Here is a 21,878-nt window from a genome sequence, read left to right as displayed (position 1 = left end):
GTAACCATCCGGTGTCATTGGCGTTGACCCTCTCGGGCGCCCTGGGGCATGCTCGGTGACGGATTGACCCGACAAAGGAAAACCAACAATGAAAACGTTTGCACGCAGCACGCTGGTACTCGGCCTTTCTCTCGCCCTGGTCTCCACCGCTCAAGCTTCCGAATTCGATGACATGGACCCGGTCACCCTGCGCCTGGCCCACGTGGTCAACGAACAGGACGGCTTCCATATCGCTGCGGTGAAATTCCAGGAACTGGTCGCCGAGCGCACCGAGGGTGCGGTCACCATCGACATCTATCCCAATGCCTCGCTGGGTGACGAACGCACCCTACTCGAAGGCATGCAGATCGGCACCGTGGACATGGGCGTCATCACCAACGGTCCGGTGGCCAATTTCGTCGAGGAGATGGCGGTATTCGAGCTTCCCTTCCTCTTCCCCTCGCCCGAAGCCGCCTATGAGGTGCTCGATGGCCCCATCGGCCAGGAGCTGCTAGACAAGCTGAGCGAGGTGAACCTCAAGGGTCTGGCCTACGCCGAGCGCGGTTTCCGCAACCTGACCAACAGCGAGCGAGCGGTCCGCACTCCCGCCGATATCGATGGCCTGCGCATCCGCGTGATGGAAAACCCGGTCTATACCGACACCTTCACAGAGCTAGGCGCCAACGCCATTCCCATGGCCTGGACCGAAGCCCTCACCGCCATGCAGCAGGGCACCATCGACGGCCAGGAGAATCCAGTCAACGTCATCCACTCGTTCAAGCTCAACGAGACTCAGACCCATATGACCCTGTCGCGGCACACCTACGCGCCGGCGATTTTCGTCATGGGCATGCCGGTCTGGAACGGCCTACCGGAGGCTGCCCAGGACGTGCTGCGCCAGGCCGCCCAGGAAGCCGCCGAGCATGAACGTCGCTACAACGCCGAAATGGAAGCCGAACAGCTCGAAGAGCTACGCGCCGCCGGCATGCAGATCGTCGACGATGCGGACCTCGACGCCTTCCAGGCTGCCGTGGCACCGGTCTACGAGAAGTACGGCGACCAGTTCGGCGACTACCTGCAGCGCATCCGGGAGGCGCTGGAGTAAGTGTCGAACCGGTCCCGTGCGCTGCTCACACAGCTGCAGCGCATTGAACACGTCCTCGATGCCACCCTCCAACCCGTGGTCTTTGCGGGCATGGCTGCATTGATCGGCGTGATCACCCTGCAGGTCGTCTCGCGCGTCTTCTTCTCCGCCGTCGGCTGGACCGAAGAGGTCGCGCGATTCCTGCTGATCTGGATCACCTTCCTTGGCGCCACGCTGGCCTTCCAGCGTGGTCGCCATATCGCCGTCACCTTTGTGGTCGAGGCGTTGCCCGGCCGACTTCAGCAGCTATTGCGCGTGGCGGCAGTGCTGGTCGTTCTCGGCTTCATGGTCGCGCTGATCATCATCGGCCATCGCTACATGCAGGTGCAGAGCTTCCAGAAGTCCGCATCACTGCGCCTTTCCATGACCTATGTCTATGCCGTTATTCCCATCAGCGCCGCCATCATGGCCTGGTACGCTCTTGTCGACCTCGTCGAACTGATCGTCAAGGGACCCGATACGTCCAGCGGTATCGGCAGCGGAACCTCCGAGGAGCCGCCTTCATGACGGGCCTGCTGTTCGCGCTGTTCTTCCTCTTCATGCTGGCCGGGGTGCCCATCGCCCTGGCCATCGGCGCCAGCACGCTGCTGGCCCTCAATGCCCAGGGTGTGCCGCTGATGGTGGTCACCCAGCAAATGTTCCAGGGCATCAACTCCTTCGCCCTGGTGGCGGTCCCCATGTTCATTCTCGCCGGCGACCTGATGGCACAGGGCAAGGTGAGCGAGAAGCTGGTCGATTTTGCCGATTCGCTGTTCGGCTTCCTCAAGGGGGGGCTGTCGATCGTTTCGGTATTGGCAGGGATGTTCTTCGCCGCCATTTCCGGCTCCGGCGCCGCCACCACCGCCGCGGTGGGCTCGAGCCTGGTGCCGGAACTGCGCAAGAAGGGCTATGACCCCGCGTCGGCGGCCAGCCTGATCGCCGCCAGCGGCACCATCGGCGTGGTGATACCGCCCTCGGTACCGATGATCATCTATGCAGTAATCGCCCAGCAATCGGTCTCGAAGCTGTTCCTCAACGGCTTCATACCCGGCCTGGTCATGGGGCTGGGGCTGATGGCGATTGCCATCACTCAGGCCTACCGGCGCAACTACCCACGCGGTACGGCGCTCTCCCTGGCCACTATCTGGCGCACGCTGAAGAGCGCCAGCTGGGGGCTGATGACCCCGGTGATCATTCTCGGCGGCATCTTCTCCGGCATCTTCACGCCCAGCGAGGCGGCAGTGGTGGCGGTCAACTACGCACTGTTGGTGTCGCTCTTCGTCTATCGCGACCTGAAGGTGGCCGACGTCTACCGCATCCTGATCCGCTCGGCCATCACCACCTCAGTGATCATGCTGGTCATCGCCACCTCGGCGGTACTCAGTTGGACGCTGTCGAGCTGGCAGGTGCCCGGCGCCATCGCCCAGGCAGTGCTGTCGATCTCCACCAACCCCTACGTGATCATGCTGCTGGTCGTGGCGGTGATCCTGCTTACCGGCGTGTTCATCGAAACGGCGAGCGCCCTGATCATCCTGACCCCGGTGCTGCTGCCGCTGGTGCTCCAGTTGGGTATCGACCCCATCCACTTCGGCCTGATCATCGTGGTGGGGCTGGCCATTGGCATGATCACCCCACCCGTGGCGATCAATCTCTATGTCGCCTCGTCGGTGACCCAACTGTCGCTGGAGCGCATCACCCGTGCCATCATTCCCTATCTCCTGGGTCTGATCGCGGTGCTGCTGCTGGTGGTCTACGTGCCGATCATGCTGGGCATCTCGGGCTAGGTAAACACTGAATAGATGGCCGAGCGAGATGAAGTACAAGGCGCACGGAGCACAGGAACCGGAGCATATGCGGTATATGTGAGGATTCCGAGCACCGCGCAACGCAGCGATTCGCTCGTGTAGGCATTTATGCAGTGCTTACCTAACCGAGCCAGGCGCTTGACGCCCGCCCCTCATGGCCTCAGGCTTGCCGAAAATCAGCCTACAGTTGAAAGGATTCATCGTGATTCGAGCCACTCGCCTACTACCAGCCTCTGCCGCTCTGCTGGCTATCACCCTACTCACCGGTTGCACCACCTATACCTTCCAGGACGGCAGTCGGGAGACCCTTTGGGGCGTGCCGACCGAGGAGGAAACCCGGCGCTTTGAAGACGACCGCCAGGCCGAAGGCGTGCGTTATCGCATCCCGGGCCAGATCGAGGAAAGGCCCGAAGCCGCCGAGTAAGCCAAGGTGAGCAGCGCGACGAGCACCATTATAGTCAATTGGCTCAATGCAACAGGCGCAGCACCACGCTGAGATTGTTGGCCGGCATATCGACCACGCGCTCAAGAACCAGGCCATGCTGCTCGGCTTGCGCAACTACCGCTTCCAGTTCGCGCACACCCCAACTGGGGTCGCGGGACTTGAGGTCAGCATCGAAGGCTTCATTGCTGGGCGCCGTATGGCGCCCTTTCCGTCGGTAAGGCCCATAAAGATAAAGCACGCCGCCCTCGCTCAATCGTCTCCCGGCACAGGCTGTCAGCGCCTCGGTGACCTCCCAGGGCGAAATATGGATCAGGTTGATCGCGAGAATAGCGTCGAACGGCCCCGCCGGACAGAGCGTCGTCACGTCCAGCGCCAGTGGCGAACGCAGGTTGGGCAGCCCGGCGTGCTCCCGCCACGCCTCGATGGAGCGGCGGGCATGGGGATTCGGCTCGCTGGGCTGCCACTCCCACCCCGGCATGGCAGTGGCGCAATAGACGCCGTGTTCGCCACTACCGCTTGCCACTTCCAGGATGTTCGCTTTCACGGGCAGCACGTCCTGCAACACAGCCAGGATCGGCTGTCGATTGCGTGCTGTTGAAGGGCTGTGTAGGCAGGCGTTGCTCATGGCACCTCAGCGAGGTCATCAGTTTTGCTCACGATAGCAGCCTTTAACAACCGCGTGCAGCACGCAGATCGCCCGATGCCATCGACGGCGCTGCCTCTCCCGCTTCCGTGGTTAGCTGCACTGAGAGCCCTCCCTTGCTCACTCTGTTTACGCAGAGGGCCTACCGCCCCGGCTTCGTCCGGCGGGGTTTGCCTCCCCTTCCGGTCTGGCCGCCGGTCGGTTTGGGCTTCCCATGCAGTGACTTCTTGTTTCTGGCATTGACCGCCGGCTTCGGTCCAGCCCCCTTGCCGGCGATTCCACCCCTGGAGGTCTTGGCTGCGGATGACTTGGCCGTGGACGTCTTACCCTTGGAACGCCTGCTCGAAGACGCCTTGCCCTGATTGTCCCGCCTGCCCGCGGCCGCGCCCCCTCCTGCGGCCTTGGCCGTCTTGCGCTTGCCCGGCGCCCTGGATGGAGAAGCCTTCCTGCCTTCCGCCGTGGCGTCAGACCTGGAACTCTCGGTCAAGGCAATGATGGTGCCAACCTCCTTCGCGGTGAGGTCGCGCCAGTCTCCCAGTGCCAGCCCCTTGAGCGACACGTTCATGATCCGGATTCGCTCGAGCCTGGTGATATCGTAACCGAATTTTTCCGCCATTCGACGGATCTGTCGATTCAGCCCCTGCACCAGCGTTATGTTGAAAACGAAGGTCGACTCCTTGACGACTTTACACGGCTTCGTCACCTCGCCAAGGATACGTACACCGGAGCTCATCCCCGTGATGAATTCATCGGTGATCGGCTTGTTGACGGTGACCCGATATTCCTTTTCATGATTGTTGCTGGCCCGCAGAATCTTGTTGACCAGATCACCATTGTTGGTCAGGAAGATGAGCCCCTGGGAATCCTTGTCCAGCCGACCGATGGGAAAGATACGAACCCCGTGTTTGACGAAGTCGACGATATTGTCCTTCTCGCTCGGCTCGGTGGTGCTGACAATGCCTACCGGCTTGTTCAGGGCGATGAAGACCAGGTCCTCGGCTTCCTGGGGCTCGATGAGCTGACCATTGACCTTGACCTCATCCCCCGGAAATACCTGATCCCCCGTCTTGGCGCGCTTGCCGTTGAGGAGCACGTTGCCCTGCTCGACATAGCGGTCGGCCTCCCGCCTGGAACACAGGCCACTTTCGCTGATGTACTTGTTGATACGTGTCGAAGAACCGAAGGCCATGGCACTCTTACCGGAAGAAATAGGGTGATTGGCAGGCATTCAAGCATGCCACGCCTGATCGGCGAAAGTCCCAGTCTGTAGCAATCGAAACTGGTAGCCCGTATCGGCGGTTATTCATCGCAGTTGGCTGCAGGTGCCTTGTGTGCAGCATGCAGCTAAACTGGCCGTATAGACATTTCTTTTCCAGCCAGAAGGACTCAGCGCAGCATGGGTAGCACGCTTCCACTCTACCTGCAGATTCAGCAGCACCTGCTGGAGAAGATCAACGGCGGTGACTGGCCGGCACATCACCAGATACCACCGGAAGAGCAGCTGGCACGGGACTTCGGAGTCAGCCGCATGACCGCCAACAAGGCGATACGCGACCTGGTACAGCAAGGCTACCTGATTCGTCAGCCGGGACTCGGCACCTTCGTCACCGACCGCAAGGCGGAGTCATCGCTGGTCGAAGTACACAATATCGCCGAGGAAGTGCGCAGCCGTGGCCACGGCTACAGTAACGACGTGCTGTGCAGTGAAGCGATCGACGCCGACGACGAGGTGGCCCTTCGCCTCGGCGTACGCCTGGGCACCCGGGTCTTCCACACCCTGATCGTGCATCGTGAAAACGACGTACCGATTCAACTGGAGAACCGCTACGTCAACCCTCGCTGGGTGCCGGACTATCTCGCTACCGACTTCACTCGCCACACCCCCAACGAGGTGCTGGTCGCAGCCTGCCCGATCAGCGATATCGAGCACGTGGTCGAAGCAGTACTGGTGGATGAGACCACCGCACGCCACCTGGACACTGACACGACCCGCCCTTGCCTGAGCATGATCCGCCGCACCTGGTCCGACGATCACCTGATCAGCTACGCCCGGCTGATCCACCCCGGCGAACGCTACAAGCTGCGCTCGTCGGTGCATCGTCATGGCTCCTGATTATCCCCTGCCCGGCAGCGCCTTCGAGGCGCACATTATGGTCGTGCGCTCGCCGATGGTCACCGGCACGAAGAAGATCAGGATACCCAGCGCACTGGGTATGAACAGCTTGAGTACGGTCATCAGCGATGGTCGACGGCGACTCTGTGCCGTCTGCTGAGGGATCGTCATGGAATCCCCTCCTCTTGTTGTCGTCGGAATGTCGTGACACGCCACGGTCCCGGTCTGGTGTCGATACGGCCTGCCATTAATGTATATACAATAAGATGAATCGCCCAGCCAGGACAACCCGTGGAATTACGCCTATACTTTCGTCGCAGCATTGACGAATGCCAATAGAATCCCGAGCACGCCAAGCCGATAAAAACTTAAATAACAGATCTATATAGAAAATACGCAAAGAGAAGTCGTGCGCCGGCCACCGGCAACACCCTGGAATAGCGCCGCCATGCTTGACGCGAAGGCGGCCGCCGTTTAAATGTATATACATTTCGTCGACTATCATCAGCAGGAGGCCCCATGACCGGCACCCCGCAGAAGCGCAAACTCTGGCGAGACGTCATCCTCTTCGATGGCCTGGACACCCTGCCCGAGCCGATGGCGGTCGTGGTCGAAGGCGACCGTATCGGTCGTGTCGTGCCGATGACCGAATTCGACGAGGCCACCGCAGCCGGCTGCGAGGAAATGGGCCGTGGTGGCGTGATGACACCCGGACTGGTCGATTGCCATACCCACCTGGTGTTCGGCGGCTCCCGGGCCGACGAGTTCGAGAAGCGCCTGGAAGGGGTCAGCTACGAGGAAATCGCACGAACCGGCGGCGGCATCCTCAGCACGGTGAACGCCACCCGGGCGGCCACGGAAGCGGAGCTGTTCGAGGCCGCCCGGCCGCGCCTCGAAGTGCTGATGCGGGACGGCGTCACCACCGTGGAGATCAAGTCCGGCTACGGGCTCACTGTTGCCGACGAACTCAAGATGCTGCGCGTGGCCCGGCGCCTGGGCCGGGAGCTGCCGATAAGGGTGGTGACCACCCTGCTCGGCGCCCATGCCCTGCCCCCGGAATTCAAGGACGACAGCGACGGCTATATCAGCCTGGTATGCAACGAGATGATCCCTGCCGCAGCTGGCGAACGGCTGGCCGACGCGGTGGATGTCTTCTGCGAGAAAATCGCTTTCTCGGTTGCCCAGTGCGAGCGGGTGTTCGAGGCCGCCCGAGCCCACGGCCTGCCGATCAAGGCCCATGCCGAACAGCTATCCAACCTGGGGGGCAGTGTCGCCGCGGCGCGCTTCGGGGCGCTGTCCGCCGACCATATCGAATTTCTCGACGAGGCTGGCGTAGAAAGTCTGCGCGAGGCCGGCAGCGTCGCCGTGCTGCTGCCCGGCGCCTTTTACACCCTGCGCGAAACGCAGCAGCCGCCCATCGAGGCACTGCGAGCCGCCGCCGTACCCATGGCCGTCGCTACCGACGCCAACCCGGGCAGCTCGCCGATCTTCAACCCCACCCTGATGCTCAATTTCGCCTGCACGCTATTCCGGCTCACGCCGCGGGAGGCGCTCGCCGGCATGACCGCCCATGGCGCCCGGGCCATAGGGTTTCATGAAGAGCGACTTCACGAAGAGCGGCTTCACGAACAGCACCCGCATGGCCACGGGCTGGGTCGAATCGTGGAAGGCGCCCCAGCCGATCTCTGCCTGTGGCATGCCGACACCCCGGCCGCCCTGGCGTACGCCGTGCAGTCGGGACGCCTGCGCCAGCGGGTGTTCGCGGGTAGCGTCACGGAAGGGTTCCAAGGGGAACGATATACAGGAGAACGCCGCCATGACTGAGTGGATCGATATGTCGACCTGGGCCGGTCGCGAGGACCCGGAACCGAATAGCCTGCGCTGGCATCAGATGATCGAACCCCTGCCCGCTGCCGGCAAGGCTACGAACACGCCTGCCGGTATCGCTCTGCTCGGTTTCGCCTGTGACGCCGGAGTGGCCCGCAATCACGGACGCGTCGGCGCCGCTGCTGGCCCGCGCGCCATACGCAAGGCACTGGCCAACCTGGCCTGGCACCAGCGCTCGCCCGCCTTCGATGCCGGCGATGTCGCCTGCCACCCCCATGGCAGCGACGACGGCATGGAAAGCGCTCAGTCGCGGCTCGCCGGGAGGGCCGCCGCGCTGCTCGACGCCGGCCATCTGCCGGTGGTGCTCGGTGGCGGTCATGAAGTGGCCTATGGCAGCTGGTCGGGCCTGGCTCGTCACCTGGAAAACGCGGCGTCCGGCAAGACGGCGCCGGTCATCGGCATCATCAACCTCGACGCGCACTTCGATCTTCGCGCCCCGCTTCTCACCCCAGGCCAGCGCGGCTCCTCGGGCACGCCCTTCGCCCAGATCGCCGACGAATGCGAGCGCCGCGGCTGGCCGTTCCGCTACGCCTGCCTCGGCGTGAGCAGGGCCAACAACACTGCGGCCCTGTTCGAGCGCGCCGCCGAGCTCGGCGTGCTGGTGCGCGAGGATCACGAGATCACCGCAGCGAGCCTCGATGCCATCGGCGACGAGCTCGACGCCTTTATTGCCGGCTGCGACCGGATCTACCTGACCATCGACCTGGACGTGCTGCCGGCAAGCGAAGCGCCCGGTGTCAGCGCCCCAGCCGCCCATGGCGTATCGCTGGCACTGCTCGAGCCCTTGGTCGTCCGCCTGCGTGATAGCCAAAAGCTGGCACTGGTCGACCTGGCCGAGCTGAACCCGAGCTTCGATGTCGATGGCCGGACCGCGAAATCAGCGGCGCGCCTGATCCACCAGCTGACGCTGGATGCCTGAACCGACACGAATCGAAACACGAAACACGAAACACGATAAGAGAGCACACCGATGAACAGCCATACTACCCTTGCCGATCCCCGTCACGACCCCAGCCGCCGGATCGCCGCCCCAACCGGCACCGAACTCAGCTGTAAGAGCTGGCTGACCGAAGCGCCCATGCGCATGCTGATGAACAACCTCCACCCGGACGTCGCCGAGCGTCCCGAGGACCTGGTAGTCTACGGCGGCATTGGCCGCGCCGCCCGGGACTGGCAGTGCTTCGACGCCATCGTCGACACCCTCAAGCGCCTGGAGGACAACCAGTCGCTGCTGATCCAGTCGGGCAAGCCGGTGGGCGTGTTCGAGACCCACAGGGACGCCCCGAGGGTGCTCATCGCCAACTCCAACCTGGTACCGGCCTGGGCCAACTGGGAGCACTTCAACGAGCTGGATAAGCAAGGCCTGATGATGTACGGCCAGATGACAGCCGGCTCATGGATCTACATCGGTTCCCAGGGCATCGTCCAGGGGACCTACGAGACCTTCGTCGAGGCCGGGCGCCAGCACTACGATGGCAAGTTGGCCGGGCGCTGGATCCTCACCGCCGGCCTCGGCGGCATGGGCGGTGCCCAGCCCCTGGCCGCGACCCTGGCCGGTGCCTGCTCGCTCAATATCGAATGCCAGCAGAACAGCATCGACTTCCGCCTGCGTACCCGCTATCTCGACGAGCAAGCCAGCGACCTGGACGATGCCCTGGCGCGCATCGAGCGCTACACCGCCGAGGGCAAGGCGGTTTCCATCGGCCTGTGTGCCAACGCTGCCGATATCCTGCCCGAGCTGGTCAAACGTGGGGTGAAACCCGACATGGTCACCGACCAGACCAGCGCCCACGACCCGCTCCACGGCTACTTGCCGTCCGGCTGGAGCTGGGACAAGTACGTGGCATGCGGCAAGACCGAACCCGCGGCGGTGACCAAGGCCGCCAAGCAGTCCATGGCGGTGCACGTGCGTGCCATGCTCGACTTCCAGGCGATGGGCGTGCCCACCTTCGACTACGGCAACAATATTCGCCAAATGGCCCAGGAAGAGGGCGTGGCCAACGCCTTCGACTTCCCCGGCTTCGTGCCGGCCTATATCCGCCCGCTGTTCTGCCAGGGCATCGGCCCGTTCCGCTGGGTGGCGCTGTCCGGCGACCCGGAGGACATCTACAAGACCGACCAGAAGGTCAAGGAGCTGATCCCCGACGACCCGCACCTGCACAACTGGCTCGACATGGCCCGCGAGCGGATCTCCTTCCAGGGCTTGCCGGCGCGGATCTGCTGGGTCGGCCTCAAGGATCGCGCCCGCCTGGGCCAGGCCTTCAACGAGATGGTCGCCAACGGCGAACTCAAGGCGCCCATCGTCATCGGCCGCGATCACCTCGACTCCGGCTCGGTGGCCAGCCCCAACCGCGAGACCGAATCAATGATGGACGGCAGCGATGCCGTATCCGACTGGCCGCTGCTCAACGCCCTGCTCAATACTGCCGGCGGAGCGACCTGGGTCTCGTTGCACCACGGCGGCGGCGTGGGCATGGGCTATTCACAGCATGCCGGGGTGGTGATCGTCGCCGACGGCACGGACGACGCCCACGCCCGCCTCGGCCGGGTGCTGCGCAACGACCCGGGCACCGGGGTAATGCGCCACGCCGATGCCGGTTACGAGATCGCCAAGAGCTGCGCCCGAGATAACGGCCTCGACCTGCCGATGCTCGATAAGTAAGCGTGGCTCGACAAATACTTGCGGCGATGAGCGCCGGGGACAAGACGTAGTGAGGGTCATTCGCCAGGGAAGGCGAATGTAGCGCCCAGGGACGGGTTCACAGCGCCCTCACGATGTATTGTCGCCGGAACAGCTCATCGCTTTGACCGCAAACGCCATTTTTCAAGAGAACCATCCCATGCCCCATCTCGAGATCCAATCCGGCAAGATGACACTGGCCCAGGCCCGCCAGGTGTTCGAGGCGCCGCTCACGGTCAGCCTGCCAGCCAGTGCCGACAAGGCCATCCAAAAAGCCGTTGATTGCGTCAACCAGGTGGTGGCGGAAGACCGTACCGTCTACGGCATCAACACCGGTTTTGGCCTGCTGGCCCAGACCCGAATCGAACACGATCATCTGGAGGAACTGCAGCGCTCGCTGGTGCTGTCACATGCCACCGGTGTCGACGAGCCCATGGAGGATGCCCTGGTACGGCTGATCATGGTGCTCAAGGTCAACAGCCTCGCCCGCGGCTTCTCCGGCATTCGCCGAAAGGTGCTCGAGGCCCTGCTGGCCATGGTCAATGCCGAGGTCTACCCGCATATTCCGCTCAAGGGCTCGGTGGGCGCCTCGGGCGACCTGGCCCCTTTGGCGCATATGAGCGTTGTGCTGCTCGGCGAGGGCAAGGCGCGTCACCGTGGCGAGTGGGTTTCGGCCGGGGAAGCACTGAACATTGCCGGCCTCGAGCCACTCAAGCTCGCTCCCAAGGAAGGCCTGGCACTGCTCAACGGCACCCAGGTCTCCACGGCCTATGCGCTCAAGGGGCTGTTCGAGGCCGAGGACCTGTTCGCCGCCGCCACGGTGTGCGGTTCGCTGACGGTGGAAGCGACCCTCAGTTCACGCTCGCCCTTCGATGCCAGGATCCACGACGCCCGCGGCCAGCGCGGCCAGATCGATGCCGCCGCGGCCTATCGCCACCTGCTCGGCAATCGCAGCGCCATCAGCGACACACATGCCGATTGCGACAAGGTCCAGGACCCCTATTCGCTGCGCTGCCAGCCCCAGGTAATGGGCGCTTGCCTGACCCAGCTACGCCAGGCCGCCGAGGTGCTGGCGGTTGAGATCAACGCGGTCTCGGACAATCCGCTGGTGTTCGTCGACGGCGGGAACATCCTCTCCGGCGGCAATTTCCACGCCGAGCCGGTGGCCATGGCCGCCGATAACCTGGCCCTGGCCATTGCCGAAATCGGGTCACTGACCGAGCGCCGTGTCTCGTTGATGATGGACAAGCACATGTCCCAGCTGCCGCCCTTCCTGGTGGAAAACGGCGGAATCAACTCCGGCTTCATGATCGCCCAGGTCACCGCCGCAGCCCTGGCCAGTGAAAACAAGGCGCTGGCCCACCCCCACAGCGTCGACAGCCTGCCCACCTCGGCCAATCAGGAGGATCATGTCTCCATGGCACCGGCCGCCGGCAAGCGTCTGTGGGAAATGGCCGACAACGTACGCGGCATTCTCGCCATCGAGTGGCTCGCCGCCTGCCAGGGGCTCGACTTCCGCAAGCCGGCAGACGGTCAACGCCTGGCCACCACCGAGCCACTGGAACAGGCCCGCCGGGCCCTGCGTGAACAGGTCGCCTACTACGACAAGGATCGCTTCTTCGCCCCGGATATCGAAGCCGCGACAGAGCTGCTGAAGACTCGGACCCTCAATGAGCTGATTCCGGTGACGCTGCTGCCCAGCCACGGCACCGAGCCCAACCGGGACATATAAGGGCGTCAGCGTGAGCCCTGGCCACAGCAGCTCTTGAACTTGCGACCGCTACCGCAAGGACAGGGATCGTTGCGGCCCGGCTTCAGGCGGGTCACGCTGGGACTGCCGTCTAGGTAGACCCAGCGCCCAGCCTCCTGCACGAAACGAGAATTCTCCTCCAGCACCGCCCAACGTCGACCTTCGTGGAATGTGGCGCGAAAGTGTACCCGGCCGCGGGCCGAGTCGCCCTCACCCTGCTCGCTGGCGGCCACCACCTCGAGGCGAACCCAGCGGGTCGTGCTACCCGGCTCGAGTTGTTGCGGGCGCGTCGACGTATGCCAGGACGCCAGCAAGTACTCGGTCAGATCGAGGGCGAAGGCACTATAGCGCGATCGCATCAAGTCCTCGGGACTGGGTGCCGGCGCTCCGCGGTGGTAACGGCCACAGCACTCGGCCAAGACACTGCCACTGCCACACGGGCATCGCTTGCCTTGCATTCGCTCGGCACCGGCTTGTCCAGAAAGTTCGGCATCCAGGGTGCTGTTGTTACTCATGACTCTCCTCTCCTACACTGCAAGACAACTTGCGAGCCAGTCACGGGATAATCGCCACCCTGACGGCATCCGACTTCCTGTCGCAGGTGACTGATACACGTAACTCGACGATCGTTAACTATTACAGCCGCTGCACGCATCAAGGCCTTCTATAGGAGGCAACACCCATAATGCATCGGTGACTGGCGGGACACCTTCCCAAGGCAGCACAGCCGGTTGTATTCCATTACTTGCCCTGCATCACTGCAGTGCAACACGGTTTATGCTACACATGGCTACATCCATTATTCGCCTTCGGAGATAAGGGAATGCCCGAACGCCAAGAGTCCCCCCGTACCGCCTGGCACGCCATGTCGGCTGACGACGCCCTGCAAAGAGCCGAAGGCTCCCGCGAAGGGCTTTCGGATGATGCCGCCAGGAAACGGCTGGACGAATATGGACGCAACAAGCTCAAGCAGCAGCAGGGTCGCCCCTGGTGGAAGCGCCTGCTCGAGCAGTTCAACAATATCCTGATGCTGATCCTGATCGTCGCGGCGGTGGCCAGCCTGGGTCTTGGCCAGACGCTGGATGCCCTGGCAATTCTTGGCGTCGTCATCATAATCGCACTGATCGGCTTCATCCAGGAGGGCAAGGCCGAACAGGCGCTGGAGAGTATACGGGACATGCTCTCACCCCAGGCAAGTGTGCTGCGCGGTGGAAAGCGACAGACCATCGATGCCGAGGAGCTGGTACCCGGCGACATCGTGATGGTCGAGAGCGGCGACCGGATACCGGCGGACCTGCGCCTGATCAAGGCAAAGCGCCTGCGGACCGAAGAAGCAGCGTTGACCGGCGAGTCCACGCCGGTCGACAAGCAGACCGAACCGGTGGAGGAAAAAGCCGACCTCGCCGAGCGTAGCGCCATGGCCTACGCCAGCACCATCGTCGCCCAGGGCACGGCGGTGGGTCTCGTGGTGGAAACCGGAACCCACACCGAAATCGGCCGCATTTCCGAGATGCTGCGTGATGTCGAACAGCTCAAGACGCCGCTGCTTCGTCAACTCGACCGGGCCGGGCGCGTACTAGCCATCTTCATCCTCGCGGCGGCTGCACTCACCGCCACGTTCGGGGTGATCATTCATGACCAGGCCATCAGCGCCATGTTCATGGCGGCTGTCGGCCTGGCGGTTGCCGCCATCCCCGAGGGCCTGCCCGCCATCGTGACCATTTCCCTCGCCCTAGGAGTACAGGCGATGGCAAAGCGCAAGGCCATCATACGGCGTCTACCTGCCGTCGAGACCTTGGGCTCGATTTCCACCATCTTCTCCGACAAGACTGGCACCCTTACCCGCAACGAAATGACGGCGCAAGCCATCTGGTTGCCCCAGGGGGAATTCCGCCTATCCGGCATCGGCTTCAAGCCAGAGGGCAAGTTCCATCTCACAGCGGACGATAAGGAGAGTGACGAAGAGAGCGAGGCAATCGCGCTCAAGGACTACCCTGCATTGGCTCATTTCCTCAAGGTCGGTGTGCTGTGCAACGACGCCGAGCTGGCCAAGGAAGAAGATCGATGGACGATACATGGCGACCCCACCGAAGGTTCGCTGATCGTCGCCGCAACCAAGGGCGATGTCGATACCCGCAAGCTTCGCGACGATCACCCCCGCAACGACGCCATTCCCTTCGAATCCGAACGCAAGTACATGGCCACGCTCAACGACTTTGATGGCAGCCGACTGCTGGTCAAGGGCGCGCCGGATCGACTGCTCGAGATGTGTCACAAGGTGCGCGTTGACGGTGGTGATACCGAGCTGGATCAGCAGGCGTGGGAAAAACGAATCCATGCGCTGTCCTCGCGTGGCCTCAGGGTGCTGGCACTAGCGGAGAAGGATGGCGAAGGCATCTCCGGCGAACTGAACGACGAGCATGCCGAACAAGGCCTGGTGCTGCTGGGGCTGGTGGGCCTGCTCGACCCGCCCCGGGAAGCTGCCATCGAGGCCGTCAAGCGGTGCCTGGAAGCCGGCATTCGCCCGGTCATGGTAACCGGAGACCATGCCGTGACTGCCCGCGCCATTGCCAACCAGTTGGGCTTCGCTCAGACCGAGAATGTGGTGAGCGGACGAGAGCTGGAATCCATGAGTGACGAGGAACTTGAAGACAAGATACTCAAGGTGGATGTCTTCGCGCGGGCCGCACCGGAGCACAAGCTACGCCTGGTCAAGGCCATGCAGGCACAGGGCGGAATCTGCGCCATGACCGGCGACGGTGTCAATGATGGTCCGGCCCTCAAGCGTGCCGACGTCGGCGTGGCGATGGGTATCCAGGGTACAGAGGCTGCCAAGGAGGCCGCCGAGATGGTGCTGGCCGATGACAACTTCGCCACCATCGTCAGTGCCATCGAGGAGGGGCGGAAGGTCTACGACAATATTCGCAAGACCATAACCTTCATCCTGCCCACCAATGGCGGCCAGGGCCTGGCGATAATGCTCGCCGTGCTCGGGGGAACCATGCTACCGGTAACACCGCTCCAGGCGCTGTGGGTCAACATGGTGGTGGCGGTGACCCTGGGCCTGGCGCTGGCCTTCGAGGAAGCCGAGCCGGATATCATGCAGCGTCAACCACGCGATCCGTCGGCAGCCTTACTCGACCTGTTCCTGCTGTGGCGGGTGGCATTCGTATCGTTCCTGCTGTTGATCGGCGTTTTCGGCATGTTCACCTGGATCCTGCTCGTTCAGGAAGCCAGCGCCGAGCTGGCGCGGACCGGTGCGGTCAACATGTTGGTCATGGGTAGCGCCGCCTACCTGATCAACAGCCGTTTCCTGGTCAACAGCGCCCTGTCTGTGCAGGGCATCTTCGGCAGTCGTCCGGTATGGCTCGCCATCGGGCTGGTTGTGCTGCTGCAACTTGGCTGGACCTACCTGCCCTTCATGCAGGCCATCTTCGGCAGTGCCGGCCTGGGGCCGCTTCACTGGCTCGTGATCCTCGCCGGCAGCGTTGCAATCTTCCTGACCGTGGAGCTGGAGAAACGGGTCCTGCGCCTGCGCAAGTCATCCGACAGTTCGGCGACAGGGCACCATGACAAGGCCAGTGCCCCAACCCAATGAGTGGTCGACGCTTTTTGGCATGGGCATGGCCAACAGCGCAAGCTGAGGCGCCTGGCAACTAGTTGCTACGCCGCTTGGCGCGTGCCGTCGCTTCTGCTTCCAATGGATCCTCCGGCCAGGGGTGCTTCGGGTAGCGGCCACGCATCTCGCGGCGCACCTCCGGGTAGCCATTAGCCCAGAAGCTGGCCAGGTCCCGGGTGACCTGCAGCGGACGCCGCGCCGGCGACAACAGATGCAGCAGTACCGCGACCCGGCCATCGGCGACAAGGGGGGAACCGTGCCAGCCAAACACCTCTTGCAGCTTTACCGCCAACACCGGCTCCCCCCGCTCCAGGCAGGGCGTATAGTCGAGCCGGACTCGGGAGCCACTGGGCACTTCCACCCGCTCGGGTGCCATCGCGTCGAGGCGCGAGCGCAGCGACCAGTCAAGCACGTCGAGAAGAATCCGCGTCAGGGGCAGGCGATCCACGGCATCGAGCCGGGTGATACCGTCAAGATGCGGGCCAAGCCAGTTCTCGAGATCGTCGAGCAACATCGATGTCGACCAGTCCGGCCAGTCGTCACCCAGTTCCCGGCGCAGCAGGGCCACTCTTCCGCGCAGCTGGTCGCCCGCCTCGTCGAAAGGCAGTACGCCGCGGCGGCGCAATGCCTCGAGCAGAGCCGTGTGCACCGCCTCGGCTGGCAGCGACTTCAGCGCCCTGCGTTCGAGCACCACCGCCCCCAGGCCGCGCACCTCTTCGCCGGTCAGGCGGCCCTGGGCGTCAGACCATTCGAGGCTCGCGCGCCACTCCGCAGTTTCCGAAAAGAGCGCCTCGAGGCGCTCGCGGGTAATCGACACGCCGCGAAAGATGCGCGCTCCACTGGCCTGGCCATCCAGCTCGGCGGCCACCAGCAGCTCGGAATGAGCAAGGGGATGCTGCTCGGGCAGGGTGGCGAGCCCTCCCCCGGCCAGGCGAAAGCGCCCCGGCTCAAGACGCTGCGCCACTCGCTCGGGATAGGCCAGCGCCAGCAACTCGCCCAGCGGGGCGAGGCTTGCCACCTCCAACCCGCAGCCACCGATACGCGCCAGGCGACGGGCCTCATGGTGCCACTGGCGATAGCCCTTGGCGTTGGCGAGGCGGACCTGCAGCGCACGCTCCAGGTCCTTCTCACCCTCCAGGTCATGTCCCTCCAGTGCCGCCACCAGCGCACAGGCCAGAGGCAGTGCCTCCAGCTCATGGGCTCGCTCCAGCATCACCGCCAGGCGCGGATGGGTGGGCCAGCGGACGCAGCGACGTCCCAGCGCGGTGAGATGGAACGCCTCGTTGAGCAAGCCGAGCTGCCGGAGCAGGTCCCGTCCGGCAGCCAGCGCACCGGCAGGCGGAGACGTAACCCAGGCGAGTGATGCGATATCCGTCACCCCCCAGCGGGCCAGCTCGAACGCCAGTGGAGCCAGGTCGGCCTGGCGAATCTCCGGCTCCCCGTGGGGAACCAGAGGCTGCTCCTCGGGCCACAGGCGGACACAGAGACCCGGGCCCTGGCGCCCTGCCCGGCCACGGCGCTGATCGGCGCTGGCGCGATTGACCCGGCGCGTCTCCAACCGGGTCAGTCCGCTGCGTGGCTGAAAAACCGGCACCCGCTCCTGGCCGGCGTCGACCACGATGCGAACCCCTTCCACCGTCAGGCTGGATTCGGCAATCGCCGTGGCCAGTACCACCCGGCGATGGCCTTGCGGGTCCGGGCGTAGCGCACGACGCTGGGCATCCAGCGGCAGCCGCCCATGCAGCTCCATGACCGAAAGGTCGGGCCGCCGCGCGCTCAGTTCCCTGGCCAGGCGGCGAATCTCGGCCACCCCGGGCAGTATCACCAGGACGTCACCGACCTCGTCGGTCATGGCAGCCGACACCGCCATTGCCTGCTGGCGAGCCGTATCGCCGCGCCCGCAAACGGCATGGTGCCGCGTGACGACGGGATGGGTGCGGCCCGGGCAGTCGATCACCGGGGTGTCGTCGCCAAGTACGCCGAGCAGGGCATCGACGTCCAGGGTCGCCGACATCACCAGCAGGCGCAGATCATCGCGCACCGACTGGGCATCAAGCACCAGCGCCAGGCCCAGGTCGGCTTCGAGGCTGCGTTCGTGGAACTCGTCGAAGATGACGCCCGCCACCCCCTCGAGCATGGGGTCGTCCTGCAGCATTCGGGTCAGCACCCCCTGGGTGACGACCTCGAGGCGGGTGTTCGCCCCCACCCGGCTCTCGCCCCGCATGCGATAGCCCACCGTTGCGCCCACGGCTTCTCCCAACTGCTCGGCCATGAAACCGGCGGCAAGCCTGGCAGCCACGCGGCGGGGTTCCAGCAGCAACAGCTTGCCCTGGCCGCACCAGGCCGCCTCGAGCAGTGCAAGGGGAACCCGAGTGGTCTTGCCGGCGCCCGGTTCGGCGACCAGTACCGCCCGGTTATGACCAGCGAGCGCCAGGCGGATATCATCAAGGCGGGTCTCGATAGGCAGTGCCGCCGACGCTGTCATCGAATTGTCATCATTTTTCATATACGATTTGTCATATATTTCAGGCACATTTCATCGACACATCTCAGTATCTGACATCTCAGGCAACAAGGAGCGCACCATGACCCTTCGCATCGGTATCAACGGATTCGGCCGCATCGGCCGCCTGGCGCTGCGCGCCGGCTGGTCGAATCCCGAGCACGAATTCGTGCGCATCAACGACCCGGGGGGCGACGGTGCCACCTTCGCCCACCTGCTGCAGTTCGACTCGGTGCACGGCCAGTGGACCGGTGGCGGCGATGATATCACGGCGACCGAGGGCGCCATCTCGGTGGCCGGCCGGCACATCGCTTTCACCGCGAACCGCGATATCGGCGATACCGACTGGTCCGACTGCGACGTGGTCATCGAATGCTCGGGCAAGATGAAGACGACCGAGACACTGCAGGCCTATCTCGATCAGGGTGTGAAGCGCGTGGTGGTCAGCGCCCCGGTCAAGGAAGAGGGTGTACTCAACATGGTGATGGGCGTGAACGACCACTTGTTCGACCCGACCGAGCATCGCATCGTCACCGCCGCGAGCTGCACCACCAACTGCCTGGCGCCGGTGGTCAAGGTGATCCACGAGCAGCTCGGCATCCGCCACGGCTCCATGACCACCATCCACGACATCACCAACACCCAGGTGATCCTGGATGCTCCCAGCTCTCCACAAAAGCCGGATCTGCGCCGCTCACGGGCCTGCGGCATGAGCCTGATACCTACCACCACCGGTTCGGCCAAGGCGATCACCGCAATCTTCCCTGAGCTGACGGGCAAGCTCAACGGCCACGCGGTGCGTGTACCGCTGGCCAATGCCTCGCTCACCGACATGGTGTTCGAAGTGCAGCGCGAAACCACGGTGGAAGAGGTCAACGCCATGCTCAAGGAAGCTGCAGAAGGTGAGCTTGCCGGCATCCTGGGGTATGAAGAACGCCCCCTGGTCTCCATCGACTATCGCAGCGACCCACGCAGCTCCATCGTCGATGCGCTCTCCACCATGGTGGTAGCCGGCACCCAGGTGAAGCTCTATGCCTGGTACGACAACGAGTACGGCTATGCCTGCCGCACCGTGGAGCTGGCCGCCATGGTGGGGAACGCCGACGCATGATCGCTCGCGTAGCCGCCCTGCCCCGCGAAGTACGCCAGTACCTGTTGGTCACCGGCAACTACTGGGCGTTCACGCTGACCGACGGTGCCCTACGCATGCTGGTGGTGCTCTACTTCCACCAGCTCGGCTACTCGGCGCTGGAAGTGGCGCTGCTGTTCCTGTTCTACGAGCTCTTCGGCGTGGTCACCAACCTGGTGGGCGGCTGGCTGGGCGCGCGTCTTGGCCTCAACCGCACCATGAACATGGGCCTGGGGCTGCAGGTATTCGCCCTCGCCATGCTGCTGGTGCCGGTAGCCTGGCTCAGCGTGCCCTGGGTGATGGCCGCCCAGGCGCTCTCGGGCATCGCCAAGGACCTCAACAAGATGAGCGCCAAGAGCGCGATCAAGACCCTGGTGCCTGCCGGCGACGCCGGCCATCCGGCGCTCTACCGCTGGGTGGCGCTGCTCACAGGCTCCAAGAACGCGCTGAAGGGCGTGGGCTTCTTCCTCGGCGGGCTGCTGCTCACTCTGATCGGCTTCCAGGGGGCGATCCTGGTGATGGCGGTGATGCTCGCCGGCGTGCTGGCACTTTCGCTGGTCAGGCTCGATGCCGACCTGGGCCGCGCCAAGGCCAAGCCGAAATTTCGCGAGATCCTCTCCAAGAGCCCGGCGATCAACATCCTCTCGGCGGCCAGGCTGTTCCTGTTCGGCGCTCGCGACGTCTGGTTCGTGGTTGCGCTGCCGGTGTTCCTGGCCACCCAGTTCGGCTGGGATAGCTGGCGGGTGGGTGGCTTCCTGGCACTATGGGTGATCGGCTACGGCGCGGTCCAGGCAATGGCGCCTCGTATTACCGGGCGTCATGCGGGGCGTACTGCCGCCATCCTGTGGGCGGCGGGCCTTGCCACCCTGCCGGCGCTGATTGCCCTCGGTCTTCAAGAACAGGGCCTGGATATGGCAGGAGGAGGCTGGCAGCCCCACGTCGTGTTGCTCGGTGGGCTGCTGCTGTTCGGTGCGGTGTTCGCGGTGAACTCGAGCCTGCACAGCTTCCTGATCGTCAAGCTGGCTCGCGCCGACGGCGTCTCGCTGGACGTCGGCTTCTACTACATGGCCAACGCCATGGGGCGACTGATCGGCACGCTGCTCTCTGGCTGGCTTTATATGACCGGCGGGCTCACCGCCACGCTGTGGGTATCGAGCGCCATGCTGGCAGCCACGGTGGCGATCAGCCTGGCGCTGCCGAAGGAGGCCTGACTCTATTGAGGAAAGCGCTCTGTGTTTTCCAACAGATGACGGCCAGGATCAGAATACGCAATCTCAGCTACTGCTCTGACAAGATTTCCACGACCAAAACCAAATTTGAATTAGGCAATTTATTGCCCGCCGGGCAAGATCTTGCTCGATTCAGGCAACATCTTGCCTAATTATGATTAGCCATAGTTGGCGAATTCATAGCAACCATCTGTTTTTATTTTGTTTATCCAATGTCGGCACGCTTACTGCTTCTACAGTACCGTCCATCGGACATTCACTCACATCGTCAAGGAGCAGACTCATGCCGACACCTTGTTATATCAGCATCGAAGGCCAGACCCAGGGCAACATCACCGCTGGCGCCTTTACCCCGGATTCCGTGGGCAACATCTACGTGGAAGGCCACGAAGACGAAATGCTGGTTCAGGAATTCAAGCACGTCGTCACCGTGCCCACCGACCCGCAGTCCGGCCAGCCTTCCGGCCAGCGCGCTCACAAGCCGTTGATCTTCACCGTGGCCCTGAACAAGGCCGTACCGCTGATGTACAACGCCCTGGCCTCCGGCGAGATGCTGCCCAATGTCGAGCTGAAGTGGTACCGCACCTCAGGGGAAGGCAAGCAGGAGCACTTCTTCACCACCAGCCTGACCGACGCCACCATCGTCGACATCAACCTGCGCATGCCGCACGCCCAGGACATGAACACGGCTGAATTCACTCAACTGATGGACGTCTCCCTGGCCTACCGCAAGATCGATTGGGAACATACCGTTGCCGGCACCTCCGGCTCCGACGACTGGCGCGCCCCGATCGAAGGCTAAGGAAGCCCGAAGTCCTTCGATAGCGTCCCGCCCGCCTGGGCGGGGCGTTTCGCAGCCGGCGTCGTGATGCCAGCGCTTGTTATCGAGCGCTGGCATCACGGCGTGTACGACATCGCTGACACGTCCTGTCAGCCATTGCCCTTAGCGACCGATTCGCCCTTGCCATACCCA

General features: G+C 63.7%; 18 protein-coding genes. 13 read left to right on the top strand and 5 right to left on the bottom strand.

The annotated features are described in order from the left end of the window. Positions 1-88: 88 nt before the first annotated feature. The 4 genes from DU490_RS09940 to DU490_RS09925 all read left to right on the top strand — a co-directional run bounded on the left by DU490_RS09940 (position 89) and on the right by DU490_RS09925 (position 3,331). Positions 89-1,084, top strand: coding sequence for a TRAP transporter substrate-binding protein (locus DU490_RS09940; protein ID WP_114574144.1), 996 nt, complete (start codon positions 89-91; stop codon positions 1,082-1,084). After that, positions 1,085-1,630: a TRAP transporter small permease gene (locus DU490_RS09935; RefSeq protein WP_114574143.1), complete on the top strand. Its 546-nt coding sequence runs from the start codon at positions 1,085-1,087 to the stop codon at positions 1,628-1,630. Then, entirely contained in the window at positions 1,627-2,886 is a 1,260-nt protein-coding gene (locus DU490_RS09930; protein ID WP_114574142.1) for a TRAP transporter large permease, read from the top strand. The genes DU490_RS09935 and DU490_RS09930 overlap by 4 nt, the downstream gene beginning before the upstream one ends. A 223-nt stretch (positions 2,887-3,109) precedes the next feature. Then, entirely contained in the window at positions 3,110-3,331 is a 222-nt protein-coding gene (locus tag DU490_RS09925) for a hypothetical protein (RefSeq protein ID WP_258801579.1), read from the top strand. Between the two features lie 43 nt (positions 3,332-3,374). On the opposite strand, the gene DU490_RS09920 is transcribed toward DU490_RS09925, so the two are convergent. Beyond that, on the bottom strand, positions 3,375-3,977 hold the full coding sequence (locus tag DU490_RS09920) for a DUF938 domain-containing protein (protein ID WP_114574141.1): 603 nt from the start codon (positions 3,975-3,977) through the stop codon (positions 3,375-3,377). Between the two features lie 160 nt (positions 3,978-4,137). Further along, positions 4,138-5,184, bottom strand: coding sequence for a 23S rRNA pseudouridine(2604) synthase RluF (gene rluF / locus DU490_RS09915; RefSeq protein ID WP_114574140.1), 1,047 nt, complete (start codon positions 5,182-5,184; stop codon positions 4,138-4,140). Positions 5,185-5,391: 207 nt separating this feature from the next. Here rluF and hutC point away from each other — a divergent pair, with 207 nt between their 5' ends. Then, positions 5,392-6,108 (top strand): histidine utilization repressor, encoded by a 717-nt coding sequence (hutC, locus tag DU490_RS09910; RefSeq protein ID WP_114574139.1) that lies wholly within the window; start codon positions 5,392-5,394, stop codon positions 6,106-6,108. Here hutC and DU490_RS17185 read toward each other — a convergent pair whose 3' ends face one another. Continuing rightward, the gene (locus DU490_RS17185; RefSeq protein WP_181870009.1) at positions 6,109-6,279 is read right to left on the bottom strand and encodes a hypothetical protein; all 171 of its coding nucleotides are present in this window, start codon (positions 6,277-6,279) and stop codon (positions 6,109-6,111) included. Positions 6,280-6,627: 348 nt separating this feature from the next. On the opposite strand from DU490_RS17185, the gene hutI reads away from it, so the two are divergent. From hutI to hutH, 4 genes are all read left to right on the top strand, one after another. Further along, complete coding sequence (gene hutI, locus DU490_RS09905) at positions 6,628-7,932, top strand: imidazolonepropionase (protein ID WP_114574138.1); 1,305 nt, start codon at positions 6,628-6,630, stop codon at positions 7,930-7,932. Continuing rightward, on the top strand, positions 7,925-8,914 hold the full coding sequence (gene hutG, locus DU490_RS09900; protein WP_114574137.1) for a formimidoylglutamase: 990 nt from the start codon (positions 7,925-7,927) through the stop codon (positions 8,912-8,914). Before hutI ends, hutG begins: the two co-directional genes overlap by 8 nt. Before the next feature lie 51 nt (positions 8,915-8,965). Continuing rightward, positions 8,966-10,657 (top strand): urocanate hydratase, encoded by a 1,692-nt coding sequence (hutU, locus tag DU490_RS09895; RefSeq protein ID WP_114574136.1) that lies wholly within the window; start codon positions 8,966-8,968, stop codon positions 10,655-10,657. Positions 10,658-10,835: 178 nt separating this feature from the next. Beyond that, the gene (gene hutH / locus DU490_RS09890; RefSeq protein ID WP_114574135.1) at positions 10,836-12,407 is read left to right on the top strand and encodes a histidine ammonia-lyase; all 1,572 of its coding nucleotides are present in this window, start codon (positions 10,836-10,838) and stop codon (positions 12,405-12,407) included. Between the two features lie 5 nt (positions 12,408-12,412). Here hutH and DU490_RS09885 read toward each other — a convergent pair whose 3' ends face one another. Then, positions 12,413-12,883 carry a YchJ family protein gene (locus DU490_RS09885; protein WP_114574203.1) on the bottom strand — a complete coding sequence of 157 codons (471 nt, stop codon included), beginning with the start codon at positions 12,881-12,883 and terminating at the stop codon, positions 12,413-12,415. A 365-nt stretch (positions 12,884-13,248) separates the two neighbouring features. Here DU490_RS09885 and DU490_RS09880 point away from each other — a divergent pair, with 365 nt between their 5' ends. After that, the gene (locus DU490_RS09880; protein ID WP_114574134.1) at positions 13,249-16,023 is read left to right on the top strand and encodes an HAD-IC family P-type ATPase; all 2,775 of its coding nucleotides are present in this window, start codon (positions 13,249-13,251) and stop codon (positions 16,021-16,023) included. A 58-nt stretch (positions 16,024-16,081) separates the two neighbouring features. Here DU490_RS09880 and hrpB read toward each other — a convergent pair whose 3' ends face one another. Continuing rightward, a complete protein-coding gene (hrpB, locus tag DU490_RS09875; RefSeq protein ID WP_114574133.1) occupies positions 16,082-18,550 on the bottom strand; it encodes an ATP-dependent helicase HrpB in 2,469 nt (822 codons plus the stop codon). 79 nt (positions 18,551-18,629) lie between these two features. Here hrpB and DU490_RS09870 point away from each other — a divergent pair, with 79 nt between their 5' ends. The 3 genes from DU490_RS09870 to DU490_RS09860 all read left to right on the top strand — a co-directional run bounded on the left by DU490_RS09870 (position 18,630) and on the right by DU490_RS09860 (position 21,707). Beyond that, a complete protein-coding gene (locus tag DU490_RS09870) occupies positions 18,630-19,658 on the top strand; it encodes an ArsJ-associated glyceraldehyde-3-phosphate dehydrogenase (RefSeq protein ID WP_114574132.1) in 1,029 nt (342 codons plus the stop codon). Next, positions 19,655-20,887, top strand: a complete 1,233-nt coding sequence (gene arsJ, locus DU490_RS09865; protein WP_114574131.1) for an organoarsenical effux MFS transporter ArsJ — start codon at positions 19,655-19,657, stop codon at positions 20,885-20,887. Before DU490_RS09870 ends, arsJ begins: the two co-directional genes overlap by 4 nt. A gap of 301 nt (positions 20,888-21,188) precedes the next feature. Next, the gene (locus DU490_RS09860; RefSeq protein ID WP_114574130.1) at positions 21,189-21,707 is read left to right on the top strand and encodes an Hcp family type VI secretion system effector; all 519 of its coding nucleotides are present in this window, start codon (positions 21,189-21,191) and stop codon (positions 21,705-21,707) included. Positions 21,708-21,878: the final 171 nt, after the last annotated feature.

The sequence above is a fragment of the Halomonas sp. DQ26W genome (genome assembly GCF_003339685.1).
In the GTDB taxonomy this organism is placed as follows: Bacteria; Pseudomonadota; Gammaproteobacteria; order Pseudomonadales; family Halomonadaceae; genus Halomonas.
The sequence above is the reverse complement of the archived record's forward strand: the minus strand, read 5'-3'. Positions and strand labels throughout refer to the sequence as shown.